Origin of the sequence: Bacteroides sp. 3_2_5, assembly GCF_000159855.2 — a bacterium.
GTDB classification, from domain to species: Bacteria; Bacteroidota; Bacteroidia; order Bacteroidales; family Bacteroidaceae; genus Bacteroides; species Bacteroides fragilis.
The window spans coordinates 321255-344737 of record NZ_JH636044.1 but is presented as its reverse complement, the minus strand read 5'-3'; the positions used below and the strand labels follow the sequence as shown (position 1 = coordinate 344737).

The 23483-nt window shown below is 43.5% G+C and carries 14 protein-coding genes; 6 read left to right on the top strand and 8 right to left on the bottom strand.

What is annotated here, in order from left to right; translation table 11 throughout:
- Nucleotides 1-37: 37 nt before the first annotated feature.
- The 5 genes from BSHG_RS16075 to gpmI all read right to left on the bottom strand — a co-directional run bounded on the left by BSHG_RS16075 (nucleotide 38) and on the right by gpmI (nucleotide 8634).
- Nucleotides 38-3004: an AsmA family protein gene (locus BSHG_RS16075; RefSeq protein WP_008658035.1), complete on the bottom strand. Its 2967-nt coding sequence runs from the start codon at nucleotides 3002-3004 to the stop codon at nucleotides 38-40.
- Entirely contained in the window at nucleotides 3001-3582 is a 582-nt protein-coding gene (locus BSHG_RS16080) for a DUF3109 family protein (protein WP_008658034.1), read from the bottom strand. Before BSHG_RS16080 ends, BSHG_RS16075 begins: the two co-directional genes overlap by 4 nt.
- 354 nt (nucleotides 3583-3936) lie before the next feature.
- Nucleotides 3937-5880 (bottom strand): histidine kinase dimerization/phospho-acceptor domain-containing protein, encoded by a 1944-nt coding sequence (locus BSHG_RS16085; RefSeq protein ID WP_008658029.1) that lies wholly within the window; start codon nucleotides 5878-5880, stop codon nucleotides 3937-3939.
- Nucleotides 5877-6971 (bottom strand): sensor histidine kinase, encoded by a 1095-nt coding sequence (locus tag BSHG_RS16090; RefSeq protein WP_008658026.1) that lies wholly within the window; start codon nucleotides 6969-6971, stop codon nucleotides 5877-5879. The genes BSHG_RS16085 and BSHG_RS16090 overlap by 4 nt, the downstream gene beginning before the upstream one ends.
- A gap of 148 nt (nucleotides 6972-7119) precedes the next feature.
- Complete coding sequence (gene gpmI / locus BSHG_RS16095) at nucleotides 7120-8634, bottom strand: 2,3-bisphosphoglycerate-independent phosphoglycerate mutase (protein WP_008658023.1); 1515 nt, start codon at nucleotides 8632-8634, stop codon at nucleotides 7120-7122.
- Between the two features lie 285 nt (nucleotides 8635-8919).
- Between gpmI and BSHG_RS16100 the strand changes: the two genes are divergently transcribed.
- Nucleotides 8920-9846, top strand: coding sequence for a magnesium transporter CorA family protein (locus BSHG_RS16100; RefSeq protein WP_005783972.1), 927 nt, complete (start codon nucleotides 8920-8922; stop codon nucleotides 9844-9846).
- Nucleotides 9847-9853: 7 nt separating this feature from the next.
- On the opposite strand, the gene BSHG_RS16105 is transcribed toward BSHG_RS16100, so the two are convergent.
- The 3 genes from BSHG_RS16105 to BSHG_RS16115 form a co-directional block, all read right to left on the bottom strand.
- The gene (locus BSHG_RS16105) at nucleotides 9854-10459 is read right to left on the bottom strand and encodes a ribonuclease HII (protein ID WP_005783970.1); all 606 of its coding nucleotides are present in this window, start codon (nucleotides 10457-10459) and stop codon (nucleotides 9854-9856) included.
- Nucleotides 10460-10674: 215 nt separating this feature from the next.
- Nucleotides 10675-12879 (bottom strand): sodium-translocating pyrophosphatase, encoded by a 2205-nt coding sequence (locus tag BSHG_RS16110; protein WP_005796762.1) that lies wholly within the window; start codon nucleotides 12877-12879, stop codon nucleotides 10675-10677.
- A 123-nt stretch (nucleotides 12880-13002) separates the two neighbouring features.
- Nucleotides 13003-13557: a hypothetical protein gene (locus BSHG_RS16115; protein WP_005796764.1), complete on the bottom strand. Its 555-nt coding sequence runs from the start codon at nucleotides 13555-13557 to the stop codon at nucleotides 13003-13005.
- Nucleotides 13558-13800: 243 nt separating this feature from the next.
- On the opposite strand from BSHG_RS16115, the gene BSHG_RS16120 reads away from it, so the two are divergent.
- The 5 genes from BSHG_RS16120 (at nucleotide 13801) to BSHG_RS16140 (ending at nucleotide 23392) form a co-directional block, all read left to right on the top strand.
- On the top strand, nucleotides 13801-15960 hold the full coding sequence (locus tag BSHG_RS16120; RefSeq protein ID WP_008658011.1) for an alpha-galactosidase: 2160 nt from the start codon (nucleotides 13801-13803) through the stop codon (nucleotides 15958-15960).
- Between the two features lie 230 nt (nucleotides 15961-16190).
- Entirely contained in the window at nucleotides 16191-16733 is a 543-nt protein-coding gene (locus BSHG_RS16125) for an RNA polymerase sigma-70 factor (protein WP_005796768.1), read from the top strand.
- Nucleotides 16734-16820: 87 nt separating this feature from the next.
- Nucleotides 16821-17969, top strand: a complete 1149-nt coding sequence (locus tag BSHG_RS16130) for a FecR family protein (RefSeq protein ID WP_008658010.1) — start codon at nucleotides 16821-16823, stop codon at nucleotides 17967-17969.
- A gap of 165 nt (nucleotides 17970-18134) precedes the next feature.
- Entirely contained in the window at nucleotides 18135-21533 is a 3399-nt protein-coding gene (locus tag BSHG_RS16135) for a SusC/RagA family TonB-linked outer membrane protein (RefSeq protein WP_005796774.1), read from the top strand.
- Between the two features lie 14 nt (nucleotides 21534-21547).
- Nucleotides 21548-23392 (top strand): RagB/SusD family nutrient uptake outer membrane protein, encoded by a 1845-nt coding sequence (locus tag BSHG_RS16140; RefSeq protein ID WP_005813804.1) that lies wholly within the window; start codon nucleotides 21548-21550, stop codon nucleotides 23390-23392.
- Nucleotides 23393-23483: the final 91 nt, after the last annotated feature.

The window sequence follows — 23483 nt, the reverse complement described above, 5'->3', positions numbered from 1 at the left end:
CTTCGGACCGGCGCTTTTCTTTGAATTCCTCCCAGGCTTATCGAGGTTGTCGTCCCAATACTACTCGTCGGAAACGATTAACAATCTCATTGCCCATATTCATGCGGGTACTATCCACCCGATGTACCGCAGCAGGGGTAACCGCATCCTTATATTTGGCCTTACCTATACGGAACTTCATTTTGTCCAGATTGCCCGAAATATTCACTCCCGCTTTAAACGGCAACGGAGACTTCAAGATGGAGATGTGATAGTTAAAGTTCATATCTAATCCTTGCTCACCTCCAACAGCAGCTTTATAACGGTCTATCTCTACCAGGAAAGGATAGACGGTCACATTACCGTCGTGTACCGTCACATTGACAGAGATACTATCGAATACATTCTCTTTTTTATTCTTAAACATCAACATCTTTGAGATCTCAGCAAAGGTTTCACCATCCATCAGAACCAGACTGTCTCCTTTGATGTGAATGGCCGAACGCAAAGTGGGGATACGGATATTCATTGCCGAATCCAAACGGGCATCGGCAGCAACATCAAACATAACCCGGCCCTTGAAAGAACGAAGCATAGGCACTATCGTATCGAGTGCAGGAACAAAGTCGACCAGCTTCGCAATATTGATGTTTCGGATCTTAAAATCAAAACCGGCATATCCGCCGCGGGGACTACCGGCCTTATAGACCATCACAGCCTTCATATCGGCATCGAGGGCACGCATTGAAAGATCTTCCAGATGTATGGCCTGATTCTTAATATCTACCGCTCCATGTACATTCTCAAACAGCATTTTCTCAAAAATGACCTTCTTCAGATCTGTTTGTAATTCAAAATCTATATTTCGGGGAATTACAAACAATTTCATCTCCGAAGGTACGCTGTCGGTAAGCACTTCCGTAGTATCCTCGGGGAAAGAAAGAGAATTAATCAACTGATTACAATCGATCAGATCAGACGTAAGAGACAAATGTGCCGTCAACTTCTCTCCTTTCGTCATTGCCCTGTAAACACCCATCATATCGCCTGTAGCCGTCATATTGGAGCGTCCGATACGGACAGAAGCATTCTTTAAAGTAATCTTCGGGCCATCCACTGTCACCGCTGTTTTTGACATGCGAATAGGCAAGCCGAATTCCGGCGTACGGAAGCGTAAGCGATTGAACCCAACAATCCCTTTAGGCATCCACAGGGAGTCATTCAGCTTATCAGCCTTCATCTTGATGCCCGCCACATTCATAGCCATGCGAGTTCCTGCCGCACTGAAGAAAAGCGAATCGGCACGAAGTGAAAAATCAATCGCCGGCTTCGTTACATCCACCTCCTGAGGCCCCAGTGCAGCTTGTGCTTTTGCACGGGCACTGTATAACTTTATAGAATCGCCCATCGAAGCACGGAGCTTACTGACCTCCATATCGCACTGCAAAGAGACAATGCGGTTGGTATCCTGCGGATTAGTCGAAGAAACATTGGCAACCAACCGTTCGATGTCAGAAGAGAGAAAACGGCTTCTCAACACCAGTTTACGGACATCCATCTGCGCCTGCAAGGTTTCGTTATCACGGAAACGGAAAGTAGCATTACCTAGAAAATCGAAATCCTTGGCAGTATCCTTCAATTCAAAATCTTTCAATTCAAGTTTGCCTCCCAACTTCATGCGCCCGATATCCTGCTTCTTCAAAGCAGAAAGGCGGCACTTCATCCCCATATCCGCATCCAGTTTTCCCGTGATTGTCACGCTTTCCTGCAATGGAAAGGTTTTAGCCAGTGCATCCAGGTCGACAGTCGACTTGGTATGGAAAGTAATCAACGGATCATCCAGCAAATCGTCTACCTTCGCATCGGCCAAAACTTCAGTATGTGCCCCTTTAAAATGGAATATTTTCAGGTTTAGATACGAAGGCTGATGACGCATCAAGTCGACATACGCATCAAAATCTGCCGTTACCTCATCAATACCGTATGGTAAACCCTTATATTGTGCCGAAGCCTCTTTGATACCGATCTTGAGTGAAACGGCAGGCAACTTTTTGTCACCATACACACCCCTCACCCTACCGCTAACGGTAACTTCACCTTTAGCCGAGACTTTACTGTCCTTCACATACGATTTCGGAATCATCCGCAACACCGTCTCCATCGAAGGGGCATGCAAACCATATTCCAGATCCATACCGATTGTCTTCGCCACGGTATCCCGCCGGAAAGCTCCGTTTACATCCAGCCGGATACCATTCACATCGAGTTCCGTATCCTTCAGTTTCCAGACGGCGGTCTGCCTGTCCACCATAATATCTGTCCGTAAAGAAGTAGCTATCTTATTGACCAACAGTTCTCCCTGCTGCCAGAAAAGAATATTCTTGTTGTCAAATTTCAACCCTAAAGTAGAAATACCCTTTGTCAGCGAAAGCCTCAACTTCAGATTGGCATCATCGATGCGTGAGTAAATATCCGTATTCCGATCATCGAAAACAAGATTGGCATGTTTGAGTTCTATATTCCGGATATCAATCTCACTATTAAAATCGGTCGATGCAGTATCGGCCGGTATCGTATCGACCGACGCACGGGTTACCTCCCAATTGGCTTTCCCGGTTTTATTCCGGTAGGCATATACAGCTACCTCTTCCAACGAAAGATTGTGAACAACAATGCGATTTTCCGTCAAATATGCTATCGGGTTGACGGTCAGCACACATTCCTTGAAAGACAGTAACGAATCGGTTTTGCACCAGCTACTATCATTCAAGGCTTTAGACACCAAACTACCGTTCTTCACCTTCAATCCGAACTGTGGGAAAGTTGAAAAGAAAGTCAACTCTACGCTCTCCATATCCAGGTGTGCATTCAGAGTCTGATTGGCAGCATCCAGCACCACCGGAGTCAGCTTCTTCGGAGTTACGATGAAATTAATCACAAAAGCAATGGCAACAAGCAGCACCAAAAGAACTGTTCCCAACGTGATGCCGCTGATCTTAAGTGTTTTCTTTACCTGTCTGTTCATATCATCCCTCTATCCTGCAATTCTTTTACCGCAATCTCCAGTTCATCATACCACTCCTTACCGAATTTACGAATCAACGGCTCCTTCAGGAAGCGATAGACCGGGACATTCTCCTTTTTACCCAACAATACAGCAGCCTTACATACATCCCAACGATGGTAATTCACTGCCTGATAAGGTCCGTAATTGCCTACCCGTATAGGATACAGATGGCAAGACACCGGTTTATAAAAGTCTGTTTTTCCTCCCCGATATGCTTTCTCGATGGCGCAATAACAATACCCCTTTTCATCGTAACAAGTAAATACACAGTCTTTGCCATTCACAATGGAGGTCACCAGATCACCATCCCGATCGGTATATACCACGCCTTGCTTATCTATTACCGCACGAGCTTCGGGCGACAGTTCATCCCAAACAACCGGAAGCACCTCTTCCAATTTCTCCACCTCTTCCAGTTCTACCGGAGCCCCAGCATCACCTTCAATGCAACACTCACCTTTACAGGCCTCCAAGTTGCACACAAACTTCTCGCGAAGCACATCCAGGCTCACAACAACGTTGTCTATTTGAATCATAATTATCGGTTTATATTATACAAGTTACCTAAGTGTAAATAGAAGGAATCTCTCAAGTTTTTCATACTCTTAAAGAGATATTCAGATCTGATAGTAAAGCCACCTGAGTTTGATAGATTATCATGTAAATTAGAATATTGACAAACAAATAATTAGCGATAAAATTTATAATCTTATAGTGGCTAATTGCATAACAGATCATCTATTATCACTACGTTTATTAAAGACAAAGTTACAGAAATATATGGTTCGACAGATCGTTTTCGCCGGGAATTTGCATAACAAGAAGATAAAACGTATCCTAAAAGACAAAAACAATTACGCTTTCTCATGCCGGATACGAATCATCTGCAATCATGACACAGGATATGTAATGATAATCATCCGCTCACCACTCTCTTCGAGTAACTGATAGCTACCTTGGAAAGTTTCTAAGTACAGCCGATTGATGGTATGCAAAACATCAAACTCCTTTTCACTTTCGGCAGTCATAAAAATGGGGCTGTTTACAACTTTAATTTGCAAATAATCCTCGCTTGGGCAGGACAAGATGAATTTCACCCTGAAAAGCCCCTCACTTTCTTCGGGATATTTTAGCACAGAAGCAAGCATTTTCATAAACCGGTTGGTATCCACATCGATCAGTAGCATATCCGGTTCCGTGTGGAAATCAACTTTCGTTCTATTTTCGGTTTGCATCTCCACCATCAGCCTGGCATCGGTACATAACTGAACCACATCATACTCCTCTACCACAAACTTCATCATTCCCGATTCTAATCGGGCAAGGTCCAGCACATTGAATATCAGGCCAATCAGTTTTGAAGCACACTTCTTGATTGTTGCAGAATACTCCTGCTGTTTTTCCTGTTTCAAATTCGTCTCCCGGCACAGGCGGTCAGACAATTCCACCACAGTATCCAGAGGAATCCGTATTTCATCTGTAATGTTCCGCAAAAAAACCTCTTTCATCTTATCGGTTGCTACGACCACGGCATACGATTCCGCCATTTCCTTCTGAGATTTCACCAACTCTCCCCGAATCCGGATCAAGCGTATCACTCCCCACACCAACAAAACAACAAACAGAGACAATCCTACTACCGCCACTTGCAAAAAGCGCTTCTCTCCCAATTCTTTGTCAAGCAAAGCTTTCCGGATACGATAGTTGGCCTCCACCGTCTCTTCATTCATCCGCAAAGTAGCTTTATTTACAGAATCGCACATCACAGCCGCTGTTTTATAAGTCCGGGCAGCCTCTTCATATCGGCCGGCATCCACATAGGCATCTCCCATTATTCTCCGAATCTCGATCTCATACATAGGCTGAGTACCCTTAAAAGCAGCCAATGTACGTTCAAATTCAGGAAAACATCGTTCCCAGTCCTGTCTTAAATAATAATATCCCGCCCAAGAAAAGTGATAATTGACTGCTGTAGCCGAAAAACAGTCATCATCATAAAATTTGGCAGCTTCATTGAGATGTATCCACAAAGGATCTGCGTCGACCATGCCCAGATAAATCTTGCAATACATCAACTCGATGGTCAACAGAGTAGATCTGTACACTCCAAGCATAGACGGCTTTTTCTTAATTACTCCGTCAATCAATTGCCGTTGTGCTTTCAATTCTCCAAGAGCCTCCTTATATTTATCTTTCAGGTAATAGGAACTCGCCAGATATCCATGTACCATGAGTTTGTCCCCGAAAGTCGTTCCTTCAATCTCAAGTGCCTTCAGATACTGTTCGATTGCTTTTTCCGTATTTCGCGCGAAAACATACGACTTTCCCTCCGTGATATATGACAAAAACACTCCACGGTCGGCATGCAAACGCACAGCTTCTTCACGCATCTTTCTCGATTCAAGAATGGCATACTCCGTGTCCCCCTCCGATCCCTTCAACTGGAGCACATAATGCAAAGCCAGAAAATAGTTGTCATATTTCTTATAACGATAACACGCTTCCCTCAGGGTGGCACACGTCTTTTCCATATTCTCACCGTCCATCCTGAACGTATAGTAACGAAAAATCCCGTATTGGAGTTCCAACTCACCCTCCACATCTTTTATCTCCCGGGCAAACACCAATGCCGAATCCAGTAACTCCAACGCCCAGCTTTCTTTAACGTGTCCCATTGCAGCCTCTTTCGCAAAAACGGTCCGAGTGGTGTCGGCAGGCATCGACCGATAGACATGAAAGATACTGTCACGCAGTACACGATAACCCGAATTGGCAGCCGACATAAACAAGGCGGCACCGACCAAACCAAACAATAGAACAACCAGTCTCTTCATCGGTTTTCCTCCTGTTTCAAAGGGTGAGTAAAAATAAAACGGGCCCCTTTGCTATAAGTGGAGTCAACCCGGATGTCTCCTCCCATACGATTAATGATCAGCTTACAGATAGACAGCCCCAGCCCTGTACCCTGGATGCCTTCATTGAGTTTTTCGAACCGACCGAATACAGCCTCTTGATTTTCAAGGGGAATTCCACACCCGGTATCCGTTAGCATAAACTCAGGTACCCCGACTTCATTTATCCGCAGTGTCAATGTGATATATCCCTCCTTCGTAAATTTTGTGGCATTGACCAGTAGGTTGATCAATACTTGCTGGAGCCTGCACGGATCAGTTTCCATTTCCAAAGCAGACAATTCTGTCTCAAAAATCATCTCCGCAGAAGTCTGTTTGATATTTCTCAGCATCTCCACCACATTCCGGCATAAAGCCACCACCTCATGCGGAGCCACGGAGAATCTCATATTTGCCACATCCAGACACGAAACATCGACTACGTCATTTACCAAATGCAACAATAAATCGGAGTTTAACCTAATCACATCATTACACTGCGCACGAACTTCATCGTCAATTCCCGGAGTAATCAAAATTTCAGAGAAACCTGCCAACGCATTTAAGGGAGTTTTTATCTCATGGCTCATATTGGAAAGAAATACGCTCTTATTACGGACAGACTCTTCGGCCAGCCTTTTTGCCTTTTGCAACTCTTCTCTGGAAAATAGAAGTTTTCTCTCCGCTCTCCTCAAATAGAGAAGTCCTACGAATAACAAAACGACCAGACATAGAATGGTGATAAACACCAATTTCCATATTTTCTTCTGCTGCATTCCGTTTTGTAAATCCAACTCGTCGATGGAATATTGTTCACGCATATCCTCAACATGCCGGCCGGCATAATCCACAAACAAAGAATCTCCTTTCGTAATCAATTCCTTATATGTCAGTGCTGCATCCTGAAAATCCTTCTCTTGCATTTTCTGCTCTGCACGATGCCAGTTTATGCTATCCACAGCCCACTTTTCAGAAGCAAGGGATACGGACAATCCACATACAACGAACATCCCTGACAATATAAGCTGTTTCATCTTTATATTTTGTGTAAGGTTAGCAAAGATAACTCATTAAATATGAAGCAACAAGCATTTAGATAAAAAAGAAGTGTCTTCAAGAGGTATAAGCCTCCCGAAAACACTTCATTTTATGCTGATAGCTATTGTAGTAAAAAGCTATTAATTATTTAATCAAATTGCAACCTGTCATCTCAGCCGGTTGAACCATATCCAAAATATGCAGGATGGTAGGCGCCACATCTGCCAAACGTCCGTCTGCCACTTTCGCTTCTTTATTCTCTGTCACGTATACACAAGGTACAGGATTCAAAGAGTGAGCCGTATTCGGGGTACCGTCTTCATTCAAAGCATGGTCAGCGTTACCATGATCGGCAATGATGATAGCTTCGTAACCTTGAGCTTTGGCTGCTTCAATGGTATCTTTCACACACGCGTCTACGGCAACTACCGCTTTCTCGATAGCTTCGTAAATACCGGTATGACCTACCATATCACCATTGGCATAGTTCACCACGATAAAGTCATATTTATTCTCGTTGATGGCAGCCACCAGTTTATCTTTCACTTCATAGGCACTCATCTCCGGTTTCAAATCGTAAGTTGCAACTTTCGGAGACGGAACCAGGATGCGGTCTTCGTTATCATACGGAGTTTCACGACCACCGTTAAAGAAGAATGTTACGTGAGCATATTTCTCTGTTTCGGCAATATGAAGCTGTTTCTTTCCGTTAGCAGCCAGATACTCGCCCAACGTATTAGCCACGTTTTCCTTATCGAACAAGATATGCACACCCTTGAACGAAGCATCGTACGGAGTCATACAGTAGTACTGCAATCCCGGTATTGTGTGCATGCCTGCTTCCGGCATATCCTGTTGGGTCAAAACTACAGTCAGCTCTTTGGCACGGTCGTTACGGTAGTTGAAGAAGATCACCACGTCACCTTCTCTGATAGTACCGTCTACACCGGCATTCACAATCGGTTTGATAAACTCGTCTGTTACCCCTTCATCATAAGATTCCTGCATAGCCTGCACCATGTCGGTAGCTTTCTTACCAATGCCGTTTACCAGCAGGTCATACGCTTCTTTCACACGTTCCCAGCGTTTGTCACGGTCCATAGCATAATAACGGCCAATGATGGAAGCCACTTTACCGGCAGACTTGGCGCAATGCGCTTCCAGTTGTTCGATAAAGCCTTTACCGCTCTTCGGGTCTGTGTCACGTCCATCCATAAAGCAATGAACGAAAGTGTTCTCAATATTATATTCTTTAGCAATATCGCAAAGTTTGAACAGATGGTCCAGAGAGCTATGTACGCCACCATCCGAAGTCAGTCCCATAAAATGAACATTCTTTCCGTTTTCTTTTGCGTAAGAGAAAGCTGAAACGATCTCCGGGTTCTTCAGGATGCTGTTGTCACGACAAGAGAGGTTGATTTTCACCAAATCCTGATAAACTACGCGTCCTGCGCCGATATTGAGGTGACCCACTTCCGAGTTACCCATCTGTCCGTCGGGCAAACCTACGTTTTCACCGCTGGCCTGTAACTGAGAGTGAGGATAGGTCTCCATCAGATAATCCCAGTAAGGAGTAGCAGTGTTGAAGATTACGTCATCTTTCCCGTGGTCGCCTAATCCCCAACCATCAAGAATCATTAAAAGGGCTTTCTTACTCATAATATTCTAAAATTAAATTGTCGTTCTATTTTTCGGGTGCAAAGGTACAAAAAAGTTAATTACGAACACGTTTAATCTATGTTAAGCAATCTCCCCGCCGGACAAAAAGGAAGAAAAAATGCCGCAGATTTGAAATGATTTCCTTATTTTTGCGCTGCTTTAAAAATAAAACAGAATATGGACGATTCAAACCCGCGAACGTACAACAGTATTAACTAACACGAACAGAGTCATTCTGCGGTAATGCCTCTGCTCGGACATTAACAAACGAAAGGAGGCAATAAGATGAGAACATATCTTTATTGTGAGGCCGGCTTTGTGGAAAAAGCACAATGGCTTCCTAACAGCTGGGTCAATGTAGTATGCCCGGACAGCAGTGATTTCAAATTCCTGACCGAAACCCTGAAAGTTCCTGAATCTTTTTTAAATGACATTGCCGATACCGACGAACGTCCGCGTACGGAAACGGAAGGCAACTGGTTGCTGACCATACTGCGTATACCGGTCCAGAACGCTCAAAGCAGTATCCCTTATACCACCGTACCCATCGGCATCATCACCAACAATGAAATCATTGTTTCTGTGTGCTACCATCAGACGGATATGATTCCCGATTTCATCGAACATACCCGCCGGAAAGGCATCGAAGTACGCAATAAGCTCGACTTGATTTTCCGACTGATCTACTCTTCGGCTGTCTGGTTCCTGAAGTATCTGAAACAGATAAATATAGACATCACCGCTGCCGAGAAGGAACTGGAGCGAAGCATCCGAAACGAGGACCTGCTGCGATTGATGAAGTTACAGAAGACACTGGTCTATTTTAATACTTCCATTCGTGGCAATGAAGTGATGATCGGCAAGTTGAAAACCATCTTCCAGGATACCGATTATCTGGATGAAGAGTTAGTGGAGGACGTGATCATTGAACTGAAGCAGGCATTCAATACGGTCAACATCTACAGTGACATTCTCACCGGAACCATGGACGCCTTTGCATCCATCATCTCCAATAATGTGAATGCGATCATGAAACGTATGACAAGTCTTTCCATTACATTGATGATCCCCACGTTAATAGCCAGTTTCTATGGCATGAACGTAGACATACATCTTGAGGAGATGCCTCATGCCTTCCTGTTGATCATCCTGGTATCCGTATTCTTGTCTGCCCTCTCCTTTGTGATCTTCAGGAAGATAAAGTGGTTTTAAGGAAAGTTTATTTTGAGAACAATTCCAACTGTCCGTCGCCCAACAGATTGAAAGTCATGCGATGATACGGAGTAGTACCGTGCCCGGCAATAGCCGCACGGTGCTTTTTCGTAGGATAACCTTTGTTATGCTCCCAGTCATAACATGGGAATTCCTGATGCAGTTTGTTCATGTAGTCATCACGATAAGTTTTGGCAAGGATAGAAGCAGCAGCTATCGAAAGATATTTGCCATCTCCCTTTATAACAGTAGTATGAGGTATGTCAGGGTACTTCTTGAAACGGTTTCCATCGATCAGCAGATGCTGAGGACGGGTTTTCAGCCGGTCTACCGCCCGGTGCATGGCGAGAAACGACGCATTCAGGATGTTTATCTTATCAATCTCTTCGGGCGAAACAATGCCGACGGCCCAGGCAACCGCATCCCGCTCAATCACTTCGCGCAAAGCATATCGCTGCTTCTCCGACAACTGCTTGGAGTCATTCAACAATTCATTCTCAAAATCTTTCGGTAAGATAACGGCAGCAGCATAAACCGCACCTGCCAGACAACCGCGTCCGGCTTCATCACAACCGGCTTCTATCAGTTCTTCGTTTAACCAGGGTAAGAGCATCGCTTCTTTTATTTAACACGGCAAATGTAATCAATTAAACGGAAATGAACAAAAGATGAAAAAGAAAGCAAGCATCCGTTATGCCATCAGCCGTTTTGCATTGAATCAGAACTCATATTCGCCACAGATCCACACGGATGAATATCGCCAGCTATCAATAGATTAAGCTCGTTCGATGAAACTCCATGTTACTCTGTGGTGAATGATGTCCCTTCTCAGAACAGGCTCCAGGCAACAGTTAATCCTGCCATAACAATAGCAACCATGCTCATCAGTTTAATCAGGATATTCAGGCTCGGGCCGGACGTATCTTTAAATGGATCCCCTACCGTATCACCTACCACAGTAGCCTTGTGCACCTCGCTACCTTTACCTCCAAAATTGCCTTCTTCCACATACTTCTTCGCATTGTCCCATGCTCCACCGGCATTGGCCATGAAGATAGCAAGTACAAAACCACTACTCAGTCCGCCAATCAACAGTCCCAATACACCGGGAACACCAAATATCAGTCCGGTAAGGATTGGAGCAATGATGGCAATCAGAGAAGGCACTACCATTTCCCGCTGTGCTCCTTTTGTAGAAATAGCAACGCAACGTTCGTAGTCCGGTTCGGTTTCCCCGGTCAGGATACCTTTCATTTCACGGAACTGGCGACGTACTTCATCTACCATATGTCCGGCAGCACGTCCGACTGCATTCATAGTCAGACCACAGAACAGGAATGCCATCATCGAACCGAGAAACATACCGGAAAGTACCTTCGGATTCATCAAATTTACCTCATAATAGTTCATAAAATCCACAAAGGTAGCATTGGCCGTACTGATCGTGTCTCCATTTGGAAAAGTAAGTTCCAAATTACCAAGACGAGTCAACCCAATGCGGATCTCCTCAATATAAGAAGCCAGCAATGCCAGCCCCGTAAGAGCAGCCGAGCCAATGGCAAAACCTTTTCCGGTAGCTGCCGTTGTATTTCCCAACGAATCGAGCGCATCGGTGCGTTTACGCACCTCTTTACCCAAAGAGGACATCTCCGCATTGCCACCGGCATTGTCGGCTATCGGACCATAAGCATCCGTAGCAAGCGTAATGCCCAATGTAGAAAGCATACCGACAGCAGCAATACCGATGCCGTAAAGTCCCATTCCCACATTATTGAAATCAAAACCGGAAGCCAACAGATAGGAAGCAATAATACCGATTACCACCGCCACCACAGGAATAGCTGTGGACAACATGCCGAGTCCTATACCCGAAATGATGACTGTGGCAGGACCCGTTTTGCCACTTTCACTCAATTTCTGAGTAGGCCGGTAAGATTGGGAAGTATAATATTCCGTCGAACGGCCGATAACAATACCCACAACCAATCCTACAACTACCGCACAAGAAATCCACATCCAATTGTCCAATTGTAATAACCACAAGATAAAAAAAGTGGCTGCTACAATCAAAGCCGAACTCAGGTTTGTCCCCCAAGCCAGCGAACCAAGCAGATCTTTCATGGTAGCATTCTCTTTGGTACGTACTGAAAAAATACCGATTATAGAAAGAATGATGCCGATAGCGGCAATCAACATCGGAGCTATTACAGCTTTAAACTGCATAACCGTATCGCCCGTATGAATAAAGGCGGCCGCACCCAAAGCAGCCGTTGCCAAAATGGAACCGCAATATGACTCGTATAAATCGGCACCCATTCCTGCCACGTCACCCACATTATCACCTACATTATCAGCAATGGTGGCAGGGTTACGCGGATCGTCCTCGGGAATACCGGCCTCAACTTTCCCCACAAGATCGGCTCCCACATCGGCAGCCTTTGTATAAATGCCACCTCCCACACGGGCAAAAAGCGCCTGCGTGCTGGCGCCCATACCAAAAGTCAGCATTGTAGTAGTGATGATACAGAGTTTATGAGTGGGTGTCAGCACATCGGCAGGTATCGCCCAATTGAGCAACAGATACCAAAAAGAGATATCGAGCAGTCCCAGGCCGACCACTACCAGTCCCATCACAGCTCCGCTTCGGAAGGCTATTCGCAATCCGGCATTCAATGACGTGCGAGCAGCATTAGCCGTACGCGCCGATGCGTAAGTAGCTGTTTTCATTCCCAAAAAGCCGGAAAGACCGGAAAAGAAACCTCCGGTCAGGAAAGCTATCGGTACCCAGGCATTCTGCACCTGAAAACCATAAGCCATTACAGAAAACAGAATCACCAGTCCGAGAAATACCCAGCCAACGATTTTATACTGTTGTTTCAGATAAGACATAGCGCCCCGACGCACGGCAGCGGCAATCTTAATCATTTGTGGAGTACCTTCGCTCTCCTTCATCATTTGTTTATGAAAATAGAGCGCAAAACAGAGAGCCAGAACAGAGGCAAACGGAACAAGCCAAAAAAGAATGCTATCCATAGACGTACAATATTTAGAGGTTTAACGAAAGCCTAAAAGTATTGAATCTAAACGAGATAACCAAATATTTTCGACTTTTGCTGATCTCCCGCCTCTAAAAAACGAATACAGGCACTATGCACTTTATTTCTCTTCCTTCTTCACATAGAATGCCGGACAACGGCTATTCAGGAAAATGATTTTACCTTCGCGGAAAGTCAGTCTGCCATAACGTTTATAAAGTAATTTTCGGTGTTGTTCATCGGAAGCCCCTTTTCGCTCCACCAATGAGTCGGACATCACAAACCCGGTACTATTTAATTTTAGAGTATACCAGATACGAGGATTCTTATCACGGGTCACCCGACGTCTATTCACCCGATAAGTTTCGGTACCACTCGTGACGCGCTTTGTGAAGATATGCACCGTATCCCGATAATGGAAACGCAATCCATCGTAATATACCTTTTCCGGAGATTCTGAAGAACTCTTCCTCTCCCACAACTTTATATCATACACCGAATCGTTGACTGGGATAATTGACAAACGATAATCCTGTGTCATGAATCCGTCCGCCCGGTGAATTCTGTGTTCTCCTATCATTTCGTCGGGAATCGGGCGCCTGTGGGGTGTGCAGGCGGCAAACAAAAAAAGAAGCACAAACAAAGCTCCCTGAATTAGCTTCATACCTGTTTTCATCCTGTTTTATTTTAAGATCCTCAAAATTACATATTTTTATTTATGTAACAACAAAGTACCGGAATGATATTCCCACTACCCCGGAAGCTCTTTTAAAAGCCACTATCTGCCGGAGAACGCTTAAGAAACAGAGCTCTGAACCATAAACATCCATTTGTTTCTTCCCGTTTCATTTGTGAATATAATGAAGTTTATCTTACTTTGCACACACAATGCATATTTCATAACATCAACAACAATACCATGAAAAAATTACTTGCAACATTACTGATTCTTGTAGCTTGTATTCATGTCAATGCACAAGAGTCCAGACAGATTCGCATCTCGACAGATCGGACGGACCTTATCCTGGAAGTTGCTCCGGACGGACGTCTGTATCAATCTTATCTGGGTGACAGACTACTGAACGAACAAGACCTGAAAAACCTTTCCGGCTCCTCACGAGGATGGGAAGTCTATCCGGGTTCGGGTGGAGAAGATTATTTCGAACCGGCTGTAGCCATTACGAACAACGATGGCAATCTCAGCACGATCCTGCGTTATGTATCTTCGGAACAGAAAGCAGTGGAAGGTGGAACAGAAACCATCATCCGGATGAAAGATGACCAATATCCGGTGGACGTCACACTGCACTATGTAGCCTATCCTAAACAAAATGTCATCAAAACATGGAGCGAGATCAAGCATCAACAAAAGAAGCCGGTCGTGTTATGGCGTTATGCTTCGACAATGCTTTACTTCTCAAACCAAAAATATTATCTCACCGAATTCAGCAGTGACTGGGCTAAAGAGGTGCAGATGAGTACACAGCAATTGCAACCCGGCAAAAAGATTCTCGATACGAAGTTGGGTAGCCGTGCTGCCATGCACATGCAACCTTTTTTTGAACTCGGACTGGAACAGCCCGCTCAGGAGCATCAGGGACAAGTAGTATTGGGCACCATCGGATGGACAGGCAACTACCAGTTTACTTTCGAAGTGGACAATGAAGGCAACTTACGAATCATCCCTGCTATCAATCCATACGCCTCGGACTATCAATTGAAAGCAAACGAAACATTTACCACCCCGGAGTTTATCTTTACGTTGAGTAACAACGGTACGGGTGAAGCCAGCCGTAACCTGCACAATTGGGCACGCAACTACCAACTGAAAGACGGCAAGGGAGACCGAATGACTCTGCTTAATAATTGGGAAAATACTTACTTCACCTTTGATGAAGAATTACTGGGCAAACTGATGAAAGAGGCCAAACACCTGGGCGTAGATATGTTCCTGCTCGACGACGGATGGTTTGGCAACAAACATCCGCGCAACGATGACCATGCCGGCCTGGGCGATTGGGAAGCGATGAAAAGTAAGCTTCCCGGAGGAATCCCTGCATTAGTAGAGAAAGCGAAAGAAGCCGGTGTCAAATTCGGTATCTGGATTGAACCGGAGATGGTGAATCCCAAGAGTGACCTGTTCGAAACACATCCGGAATGGGCTATCCATTACCCGAACCGGGAAACTTATTATTTCCGTAATCAGTTGGTACTTGACCTGAGCAATCCTAAAGTACAAGACTTCGTGTTTGGTGTCGTAGATAAGATTATGACAGAGAATCCCGATGTAGCCTTCTTTAAATGGGATTGCAACAGTCCGATTACTAATATTTATTCGCCTTACCTGAAAGATAAACAAGGACAGCTCTACATCGACCACGTGCGCGGTATATATAATGTATTGAAACGGGTAAAAGAGAAATATCCTAATGCGCCCATGATGCTTTGCTCCGGTGGAGGTGCACGTTGTGATTATGAAGCACTGAAGTACTTCACCGAATTTTGGTGTTCGGATAATACCGATCCGGTAGAACGCTTATTCATTCAGTGGGGCTTCTCACAGTTCTTCCCGGCCAAAGCGATGTGTGCACACGTAACAAGCTGGAACAGCAGAACAAGTGTGAAATTCCGCACCGATGTTGCCAGTATGTGTAAACTCGGTTTCGACATCGGACTGAAAGACATGAAAGCAGATGAACTTACTTATTGCCAGGAAGCAGTAGCCAATTATAAACGCTTGAAACCTGTCATTCTGGATGGTGATCAATATCGTCTCGTATCTCCATATGATGGCAACCACATGGCAGTGATGTATACTGCCCCCGATGCTTCGAAAGCCGTCCTCTTTACCTACGACATCCATCCGCGTTTCGGCGAGAAACTACTACCGATAAAGCTCCGGGGGCTTGATGCCCAAAAGATGTACCGGGTGAAGGAAATTAATCTGATGCCGGGTCGGAAATCCAATTTGTCGGGTAATGAAAAAATCTTCTCCGGTGACTATCTGATGAAAATAGGATTGAATGCATTTACAACTTCACAAACCAATAGCCGGGTAATAGAGTTGGTAGCAGAGTAATCTTACTACGATAAATCTACAAACAGATACCAAAGGCGGGACACCTGACAGTGTTCCGCCTTTCATTTATGGCTAACACAAAACCTGCAAATAGCAGCAAGTAAAAGTGATCAAGCTTTTAAATACCATATATTATTAAATTAAGAAGCGAAACAATGTAATAAATATTAAGAAAAGAAGTTTATATTTTATATTTTTGCAGCGCACATATGGTAATCATTACTCTATATATGAACAACAACATAGAATATATCAGCAAGATAAAGAAAGGAGAAGAGGCTTCTTTCCGTCATTTTGTTAATAGCTATTCGAAAGACTTGTTCTACTATGCACAGTGTTTCGTACGAAGCAAAGAAACCGCTGAAGAAGTAGTCAGCGACGTCTTTCTGGATGTATGGAGACACCGGGAAGAAATAGATGAAATCAAGAATATAAAAGCTTGGTTGCTCACATTAACTCATAACAAAGCCATCTCCTATCTGAGAAAAGCGGAAAATTCAAGTGAAATTGCCTCATGGGAAGAAATAGATGATTTTCAAATAATCGGAAATCTGCAAACTCCCGATGAAGAGATGATCAGCAAGGAAGAGATAGCTCAAATCAATAGCCTCATTCAAACACTTCCTCCAAAATGCAAGGTAGTCTTCGCTCTTGCCAAGATAGAACGCCTACCCTATAAAGAAATAGCCGATATGCTGAATATCTCGGTTAAGACCATTAACGTCCACGTTGCCAAAGCATTAGAGATCATTTCAAATGGTCTGAAAAAATAAATCAGAAAATAATCTAAAAAAAAATGGAATCCGAATAGGACATTCTCAAGTAAACTGCGTCTTTATTAATGTAATCCTATTAAAATAATGAGAAAGAATAAGTTTAAATCATTTGCTTCACGCCTGAATAAGGATGGCGATCATCCGGAAAAGATATCATTTGAATCTCCGGAAGAACAAGCCGAATATGATAAGCTCGACTTTCTCTGGAACCGATGTCTCCCCGAAGAAACGGGTGAACCGGATATATGGGCAAAAGTGCAGGCAAAAATAAATGCCGACAACACTCCGGTCCGTCTTGCCTTGAAGAGCAATAAGACGGCAAGGTTGTTCAGTATTCTGAAATATTCGGCAGTTGCAGCTTCTGTAGCCCTGTTAATAGGAGCCGGCTGTTTTCTTTTATTGAATGATGAAGAGAGACATGATCTGAATAAAATAGCACAAAGTCTGCAAACAGAAATTCCACAGGATATAAAAGAAGTTACGCTGGTGGTTTCGGATCAAAAGCAGATAGAATTGGACAATAATGCCCAGATCGTCTATTCGGCAACAGGTCAGGTGCAGGTCAACTCTAATAAACTTGTGGAAGATGACATTAAAGAGGAATACAATCAGATTATTGTCCCGAAAGGTAAGCGTTCACAGATTGTCTTAGCCGATAACAGTAAAATATGGATCAATTCCGGGAGTAAAGTTATCTATCCCCGTGCATTTGAAGGGAAATACAGAGAAATTTATGTGGAAGGAGAAGTGTATCTGAACGTAACACATGATACTTCGAAACCGTTTATCGTGAATACTTCCGGATTTGAAGTACGCGTTTTGGGTACATCCTTCAACATATCGGCTTATAAAAATCAGGAAAAAGCCGCAGTCGTATTGGTAGAAGGTTCGGTCAATGTAAAAGACCAACAAAATCATCATATAAAGATGGTACCTAACGAGAAAGTAGAACTTAATCAGGAAGGTATATCAGGAAAAGAAAAAGTAAATGCCCGTGATTATATCAGTTGGATTGACGGGATATGGACCTTGCAGGGAGAAAGCCTAAAGCAAGTTTTGTTACGGCTGCAAGATTATTACGGACAAAACATCCGGTGTGATGCTGCGATAGAGAACGAACAAATGTTTGGTAAGCTCTTTTTAAATGATGATTTAAATCAGGTAATGAAGTCAATTCTATCTATCTTGCCTGCCGAATACACAATGAAAAACAATGTAATCTATATAGAATAATACAAGTAAAATAAACAAATGTTTAACCTTAAAAAACACACATTATTATGTAGAAAGAAAGCGGATAAAAAAAGAAAATCGGATAATACGCCCATATTATCCGACTCTAATGACTTTTTATTAAATCACAAACTTTTAATGATTAACTAAAATCAATGTAAATGTATGAAAAAGAAAGCAATTCCTTGTCATAAGGCAGGGAGGATTACGTCCTTTTTTTTATTAATTAGTATTTTTTTACTTATACCGAGTATCACTACTCCGGTTTATGCTGTAGAAACTTATACCCAGCAAACTGTTTTTACGCTTCACGCAACTAATAAAACAGTAAAAGAAGTGTTTGAATACATCGAAAAAAACAGTGAATTTGTCGTTTTGTATTCAAAAGATCTTTTACCTGTACTGCAGAAGAAAGTGTCTGTTTCGATAGATAAACAGAATGTAGAATCGATTCTGAATATCTTGTCTAAAGAAGCGGGATTGAAGTACAACATCAACGACCGTCAGATCACAATTACCAAAGTTACGGCAGAAGCACCTCAACAGGAAAAAAAAATCAAAATCACCGGTCAGGTTCTTGACGAAAACGGAGAAGGGATTCCGGGAGCAAATATCGTAATAAAAGGCAATAGTACATTGGGAACAGTAACCAATGTCGAAGGGAACTTTACATTAATGGCTCCGGAAAATAGCACATTAGTAGCCTCCTTTATCGGATATACCCCTGTTGAAATTCCGCTAAAAGGGAAAAAGATAGTTGTTTTCAAATTGGTACCTGACGCCCAGAGTCTGGAAGAAGTAGTGGTAGTAGGATTCGGAACACAGAAAAAAGCCAGTGTTGTAGGTGCTGTACAATCCATCAAACCGGCTGAACTTCGAGTACCTTCCAGTAACCTGAGTACATCATTTGCCGGACGTATAGCAGGCGTGATTTCTATGCAACGCACCGGTGAGCCGGGTGCCGATGGAGCAAACTTCTGGATACGCGGTGCCGCAACCTTCAGTGGAACGACTGATCCTCTGATCTTCATCGATGGTGTCGAAGTTTCGGCAGGAGATATGAACGCTATTCCCTCGGAAGCTATCGAAAACTTCTCAATATTGAAAGATGCCTCGGCTACAGCCCTCTACGGAGCGCGCGGTGCCAATGGTGTCATCCTGATCACTACCCGAACCGGTAAAGATCTTGAAAAAGCACGCATCAACGTACGCATCGATAATACATTTACCGCACCGACACGTACACTCAAACTGGCAGATGCAGTAACAGCCATGAAATTGAGAAATGAAGCCATTCTGACCCGTAACCCGGATGGTACACCGGCTTTCTCAGATGATAAAATTCAAGGAACGCTTGAAGGCAGAAATCAGTATGTATATCCCAATGTTGATTGGTTCGACTATATGTTTAAAGACTACTCCATGAACCAATCAGCCAACCTGAATGTAATGGGTGGTACAAAGAAAGTAGACTATTTCATCAGCGCCTCCATCAATAATGATAATGGTATGCTGAAAAAAGATCCGAATAACACATTCGACAACAATATACAGAATCTTCGCTACTCGTTCCAAAGTAACGTGGGAGCATGGTTGACATCAAGTACCAAAGTAAATGTGAGAATCAACTCGCAAATAGTCAATTACAATGGTCCGTCAACCAGTATGGACGATTTGTATAAATACGTAATGGAAGCTCCGTCAATGTATTTTGCACCTGTATATCCGAATATCAACCGTGAAGATCACACTATATTCGGAAACAAATCAGGTGGTCCTATCGGTTCCGGAGGATTCAGTATTTATCGCAACCCCTATGCAAGTATGGTACAAGGTAGTTCTAAGCAAAGCGCATATACCATTAATACGGCTTTCGAACTGGAACAGAAACTTGACTTCCTTACCAAAGGATTGAATTTTAAAGCACTGGTTTCTTTTAAAAACTGGTCGAAGACGACTGTCAATCGCTCCTTTTCACCTTACTTTTATGAATTACAGAATCCTCAGGAGCAAGAAGACGGAAGCTATCTTTATGATTATAACTCTATCAGTAAGGGACGTACCGCTCTTGAGACATCGACTTCCACTACTGGCGACCGTCTGATGAACCTGCAGGCTACACTGAACTATCAGCGCATGTTCGGTGATAAACATGATGTCGGAGCAATGTTGGTATATCTTCAGCGCGAATACAATCTGAACAATCCTGACAATAACTATTACAATACATTGCCGGAACGTAATCAGGGGCTGGCCGGACGTGTTACCTATGCTTATGACGGACGCTATTTGGCTGAATTCAACTTCGGTTACAATGGTAGTGAGAACTTCGAAAAAGGAAGCCGTTATGGATTCTTCCCTTCACTCGCTGTCGGCTATCTTATCTCCAACGAGAAATTCTTCGAACCATTGACAAAAGTTATCTCCAACTTAAAAATACGCGCTTCGTACGGATTGGTAGGTAATGCGGATATCGGCTCCAACCGTTTCCCCTATCTTACTAAAGTAGATTTGGGTGGAGCCGGATTTGTATTCGGTGACCAGTGGCAAACCTCATCTAACGGAGCTACCATCACTACTTACGGAGCTGAAAAGGTGACATGGGAAATCGGTAAAAAGTATAATGTAGGATTCGACCTGGGATTATTCAACAAATTAAGCCTCAACGTAGATTTCTTTAGAGAAGATCGTAAAGACATCTTCCTTAGACGTAATACAATCCCTGCAGAAAGTGGTATCACCGGAGATCTCCGACCCTATGGTAATCTGGGTAAGGTACGCAATCAAGGCGTTGACATGTCATTGGACTATAATCACGCTGTCAGCAAAGACTTCATGATCTCTGCCAAAGGTACTTTCACATACGCTAAGAACCAATATATGGAAATAGACGAACCGGACTACGAATATGCATACATGTCACAAGTAGGACGCCCCCTGAATCAGTATAAAGGCTATATTGCATTAGGACTCTTCAAAGATCAGGAAGAGATTGACAACAGTCCAAAACAAATACTAACCGGAGTTGTGCAACCGGGTGATATTAAATATGCAGACCTCAATAATGACGGAAAGATCGACGGAAACGATCAAACTTACATTGGTAATCCGGAATTACCCCAAATCAGCTATGGTCTGGGAGTCAGTATCCAGTACAAAAAATGGGATGCTTCCATCTTCTTTCAAGGAGTAGGCAAAAGAAGCATCATGTTGAGCGACATCCATCCTTTCGGTGGAGAATCGTATGGTGTCATGCAATTTGTTGCCGATAATCATTGGACAGAGGCAAACCCGAACCCCGAAGCAATGTATCCGAGACTGACAAACGGGAAAAACAACAATAATAACCCCAACTCTACTTACTGGCTGAGAGATGGTTCGTATATCCGACTTAAAAACGTGGAATTAGGATACTCTTATAAATTTTTACGTGCCTATATCAGCGGACAAAACCTGCTGACATTCTCTAAATTTAAATTATGGGATCCGGAGCTCTATACCTCAAACGGATTAAAATATCCGACACAAATCATGGGTTCCATCGGTTTACAGTTCACTTTTTAAAAATCTGAATAATTATGAAACTAAAAAATATAATTGTAGCTTTACTAATCGGAGCTAGCTTACACTCTTGTGATTATCTGGACATTGTACCCGATGACACCCCTATTTTGGCTGATGCGTTCAAGAACGAACAGACTGCCGAGAACTTTGTCTTCGCCTGCTATTCTTTCATTCCCAATTATCTGAACTTCCGTCAGAACTTCAGTTGGTGCACAACTCCGGAAACTGTCGGATCTGCCCACTGGACCACTACTTGGTTCACCTTTATGAGAATGCAACAAGGATTGTACAATTCTGCTGATCCGATCATTGATGTGTGGCAAAGTTCATACAACGGTATCCGCCAATGTTATACGTTCTTGGATAATATTGATGATGTAAAGCCATCACAAATCTCAGAGGCAGACCTCGCAGCCAAGAAAGTACTTTGGAAAGGTGAAGTAAAATTTCTGATTGCCTACTACCACTACCTGCTATTACAGAACTACGGTCCTATAGTCATACTGGACGAAGCAATCCCTCTTAATGCACCCAAAGAAGAACTTTTCAAGCCGCGTGTACCCTATGATGAATGCGTTAGCCGAATTGCTCAAATGTTCGATAATGCCTCTGCCGACCTGCCTATGACAGTGAAAGCTTCCAACTACGGTCGTGCTACAAAAGTCATTGCACAAGCACTAAAGGCAAGAATGTACTTGTACGCAGCCAGCCCACAGTTCAATGGGAATGCTGATATGTATAAGAATTTCAAGAACAAGGACGGACAGTTGCTCATGAACCTGACTTATGACAAGAATAAATGGAAAACTGCCATGGACGAATGTAAAAAGGCAATCGACATGGCACATCAAGCCGGAGCAGAATTGTATAAGTATACAAAGAAAGGTAATCTGCCGGAATTCAACCAAGCCATTGCCAATGCACGTAACCTGGTTGTAGACGCATGGAATAAAGAACTGATCTGGGGATATAGTGGCTGGAAAGAAACATGGGCCGATGGAAACTCTATTCAAACACACGTAATTCCCAAAGGTATCAGTACTTCCTCGGGAGCACCTTATGGAGCTTTAGGTGCAACGGCTTTCAGTGCGGACATGTATCTGACCAAGAACGGACTTCCGATAGATGAAGATCCGGAGTTTGATTATGCACATCGTTTCACAGTAGCCGAAGGGGATTCGGTAGCAGTGCTCCATCGCAACCGTGAACCACGTTTCTATGGTTCTATCGGCTTCAACCGCGGGGACTACCTGATCAACGGAGACACCATTAACCTCAAAATGCGCTTCAAAGAGCAAAATGGAACACGTGATGCGGGAAGTGACCAATTATATGGATCGTATGCTATCGCCAAACTGGCTCATCCAGAAACTTTTGTTAGTGGTACCAGCAACTCTCTGGTAGCTTTCCCTTTCCCTATCATCCGCTTAGGAGAATTGTATTTGGACTATGCAGAGGCTTACTTTGAATACAATGGAACACTGGAAGGAGATGCACTTACTTACTTCAACCTGATCCGCCAGAGAGCCGGTATTCCTAATGTAGAAGTTTCCTACAAAGGACTTCCGTCCGGAGACAAACTTCGTGAGGTAATTCATCGTGAAAGAACCATAGAGCTGATGTTCGAAGGACATATGTCATACGACTATCGCCGTTGGCTGATTGCCCTGAAAGAATGGAGCGGTATGGAAAATGGTATGATCGGATTGAACTCTTACGGTACAACCAACGAAGAGTATTATAAAAATGCACGTTTGGATGCTCAACCATTCATCTTCAGGGATGAACAGTATTTGAGTCCGATCAAACAGGATTACCTGAATGTAAATTCAAATCTGGTCCAGAATCCGGGTTGGTAATTCATCTTTCCTAATAATATAAATTAGCCTGTATATACCTACCACCGGACAGGGATATACAGGCTATTTTACCTTACAAAAACAACACCTT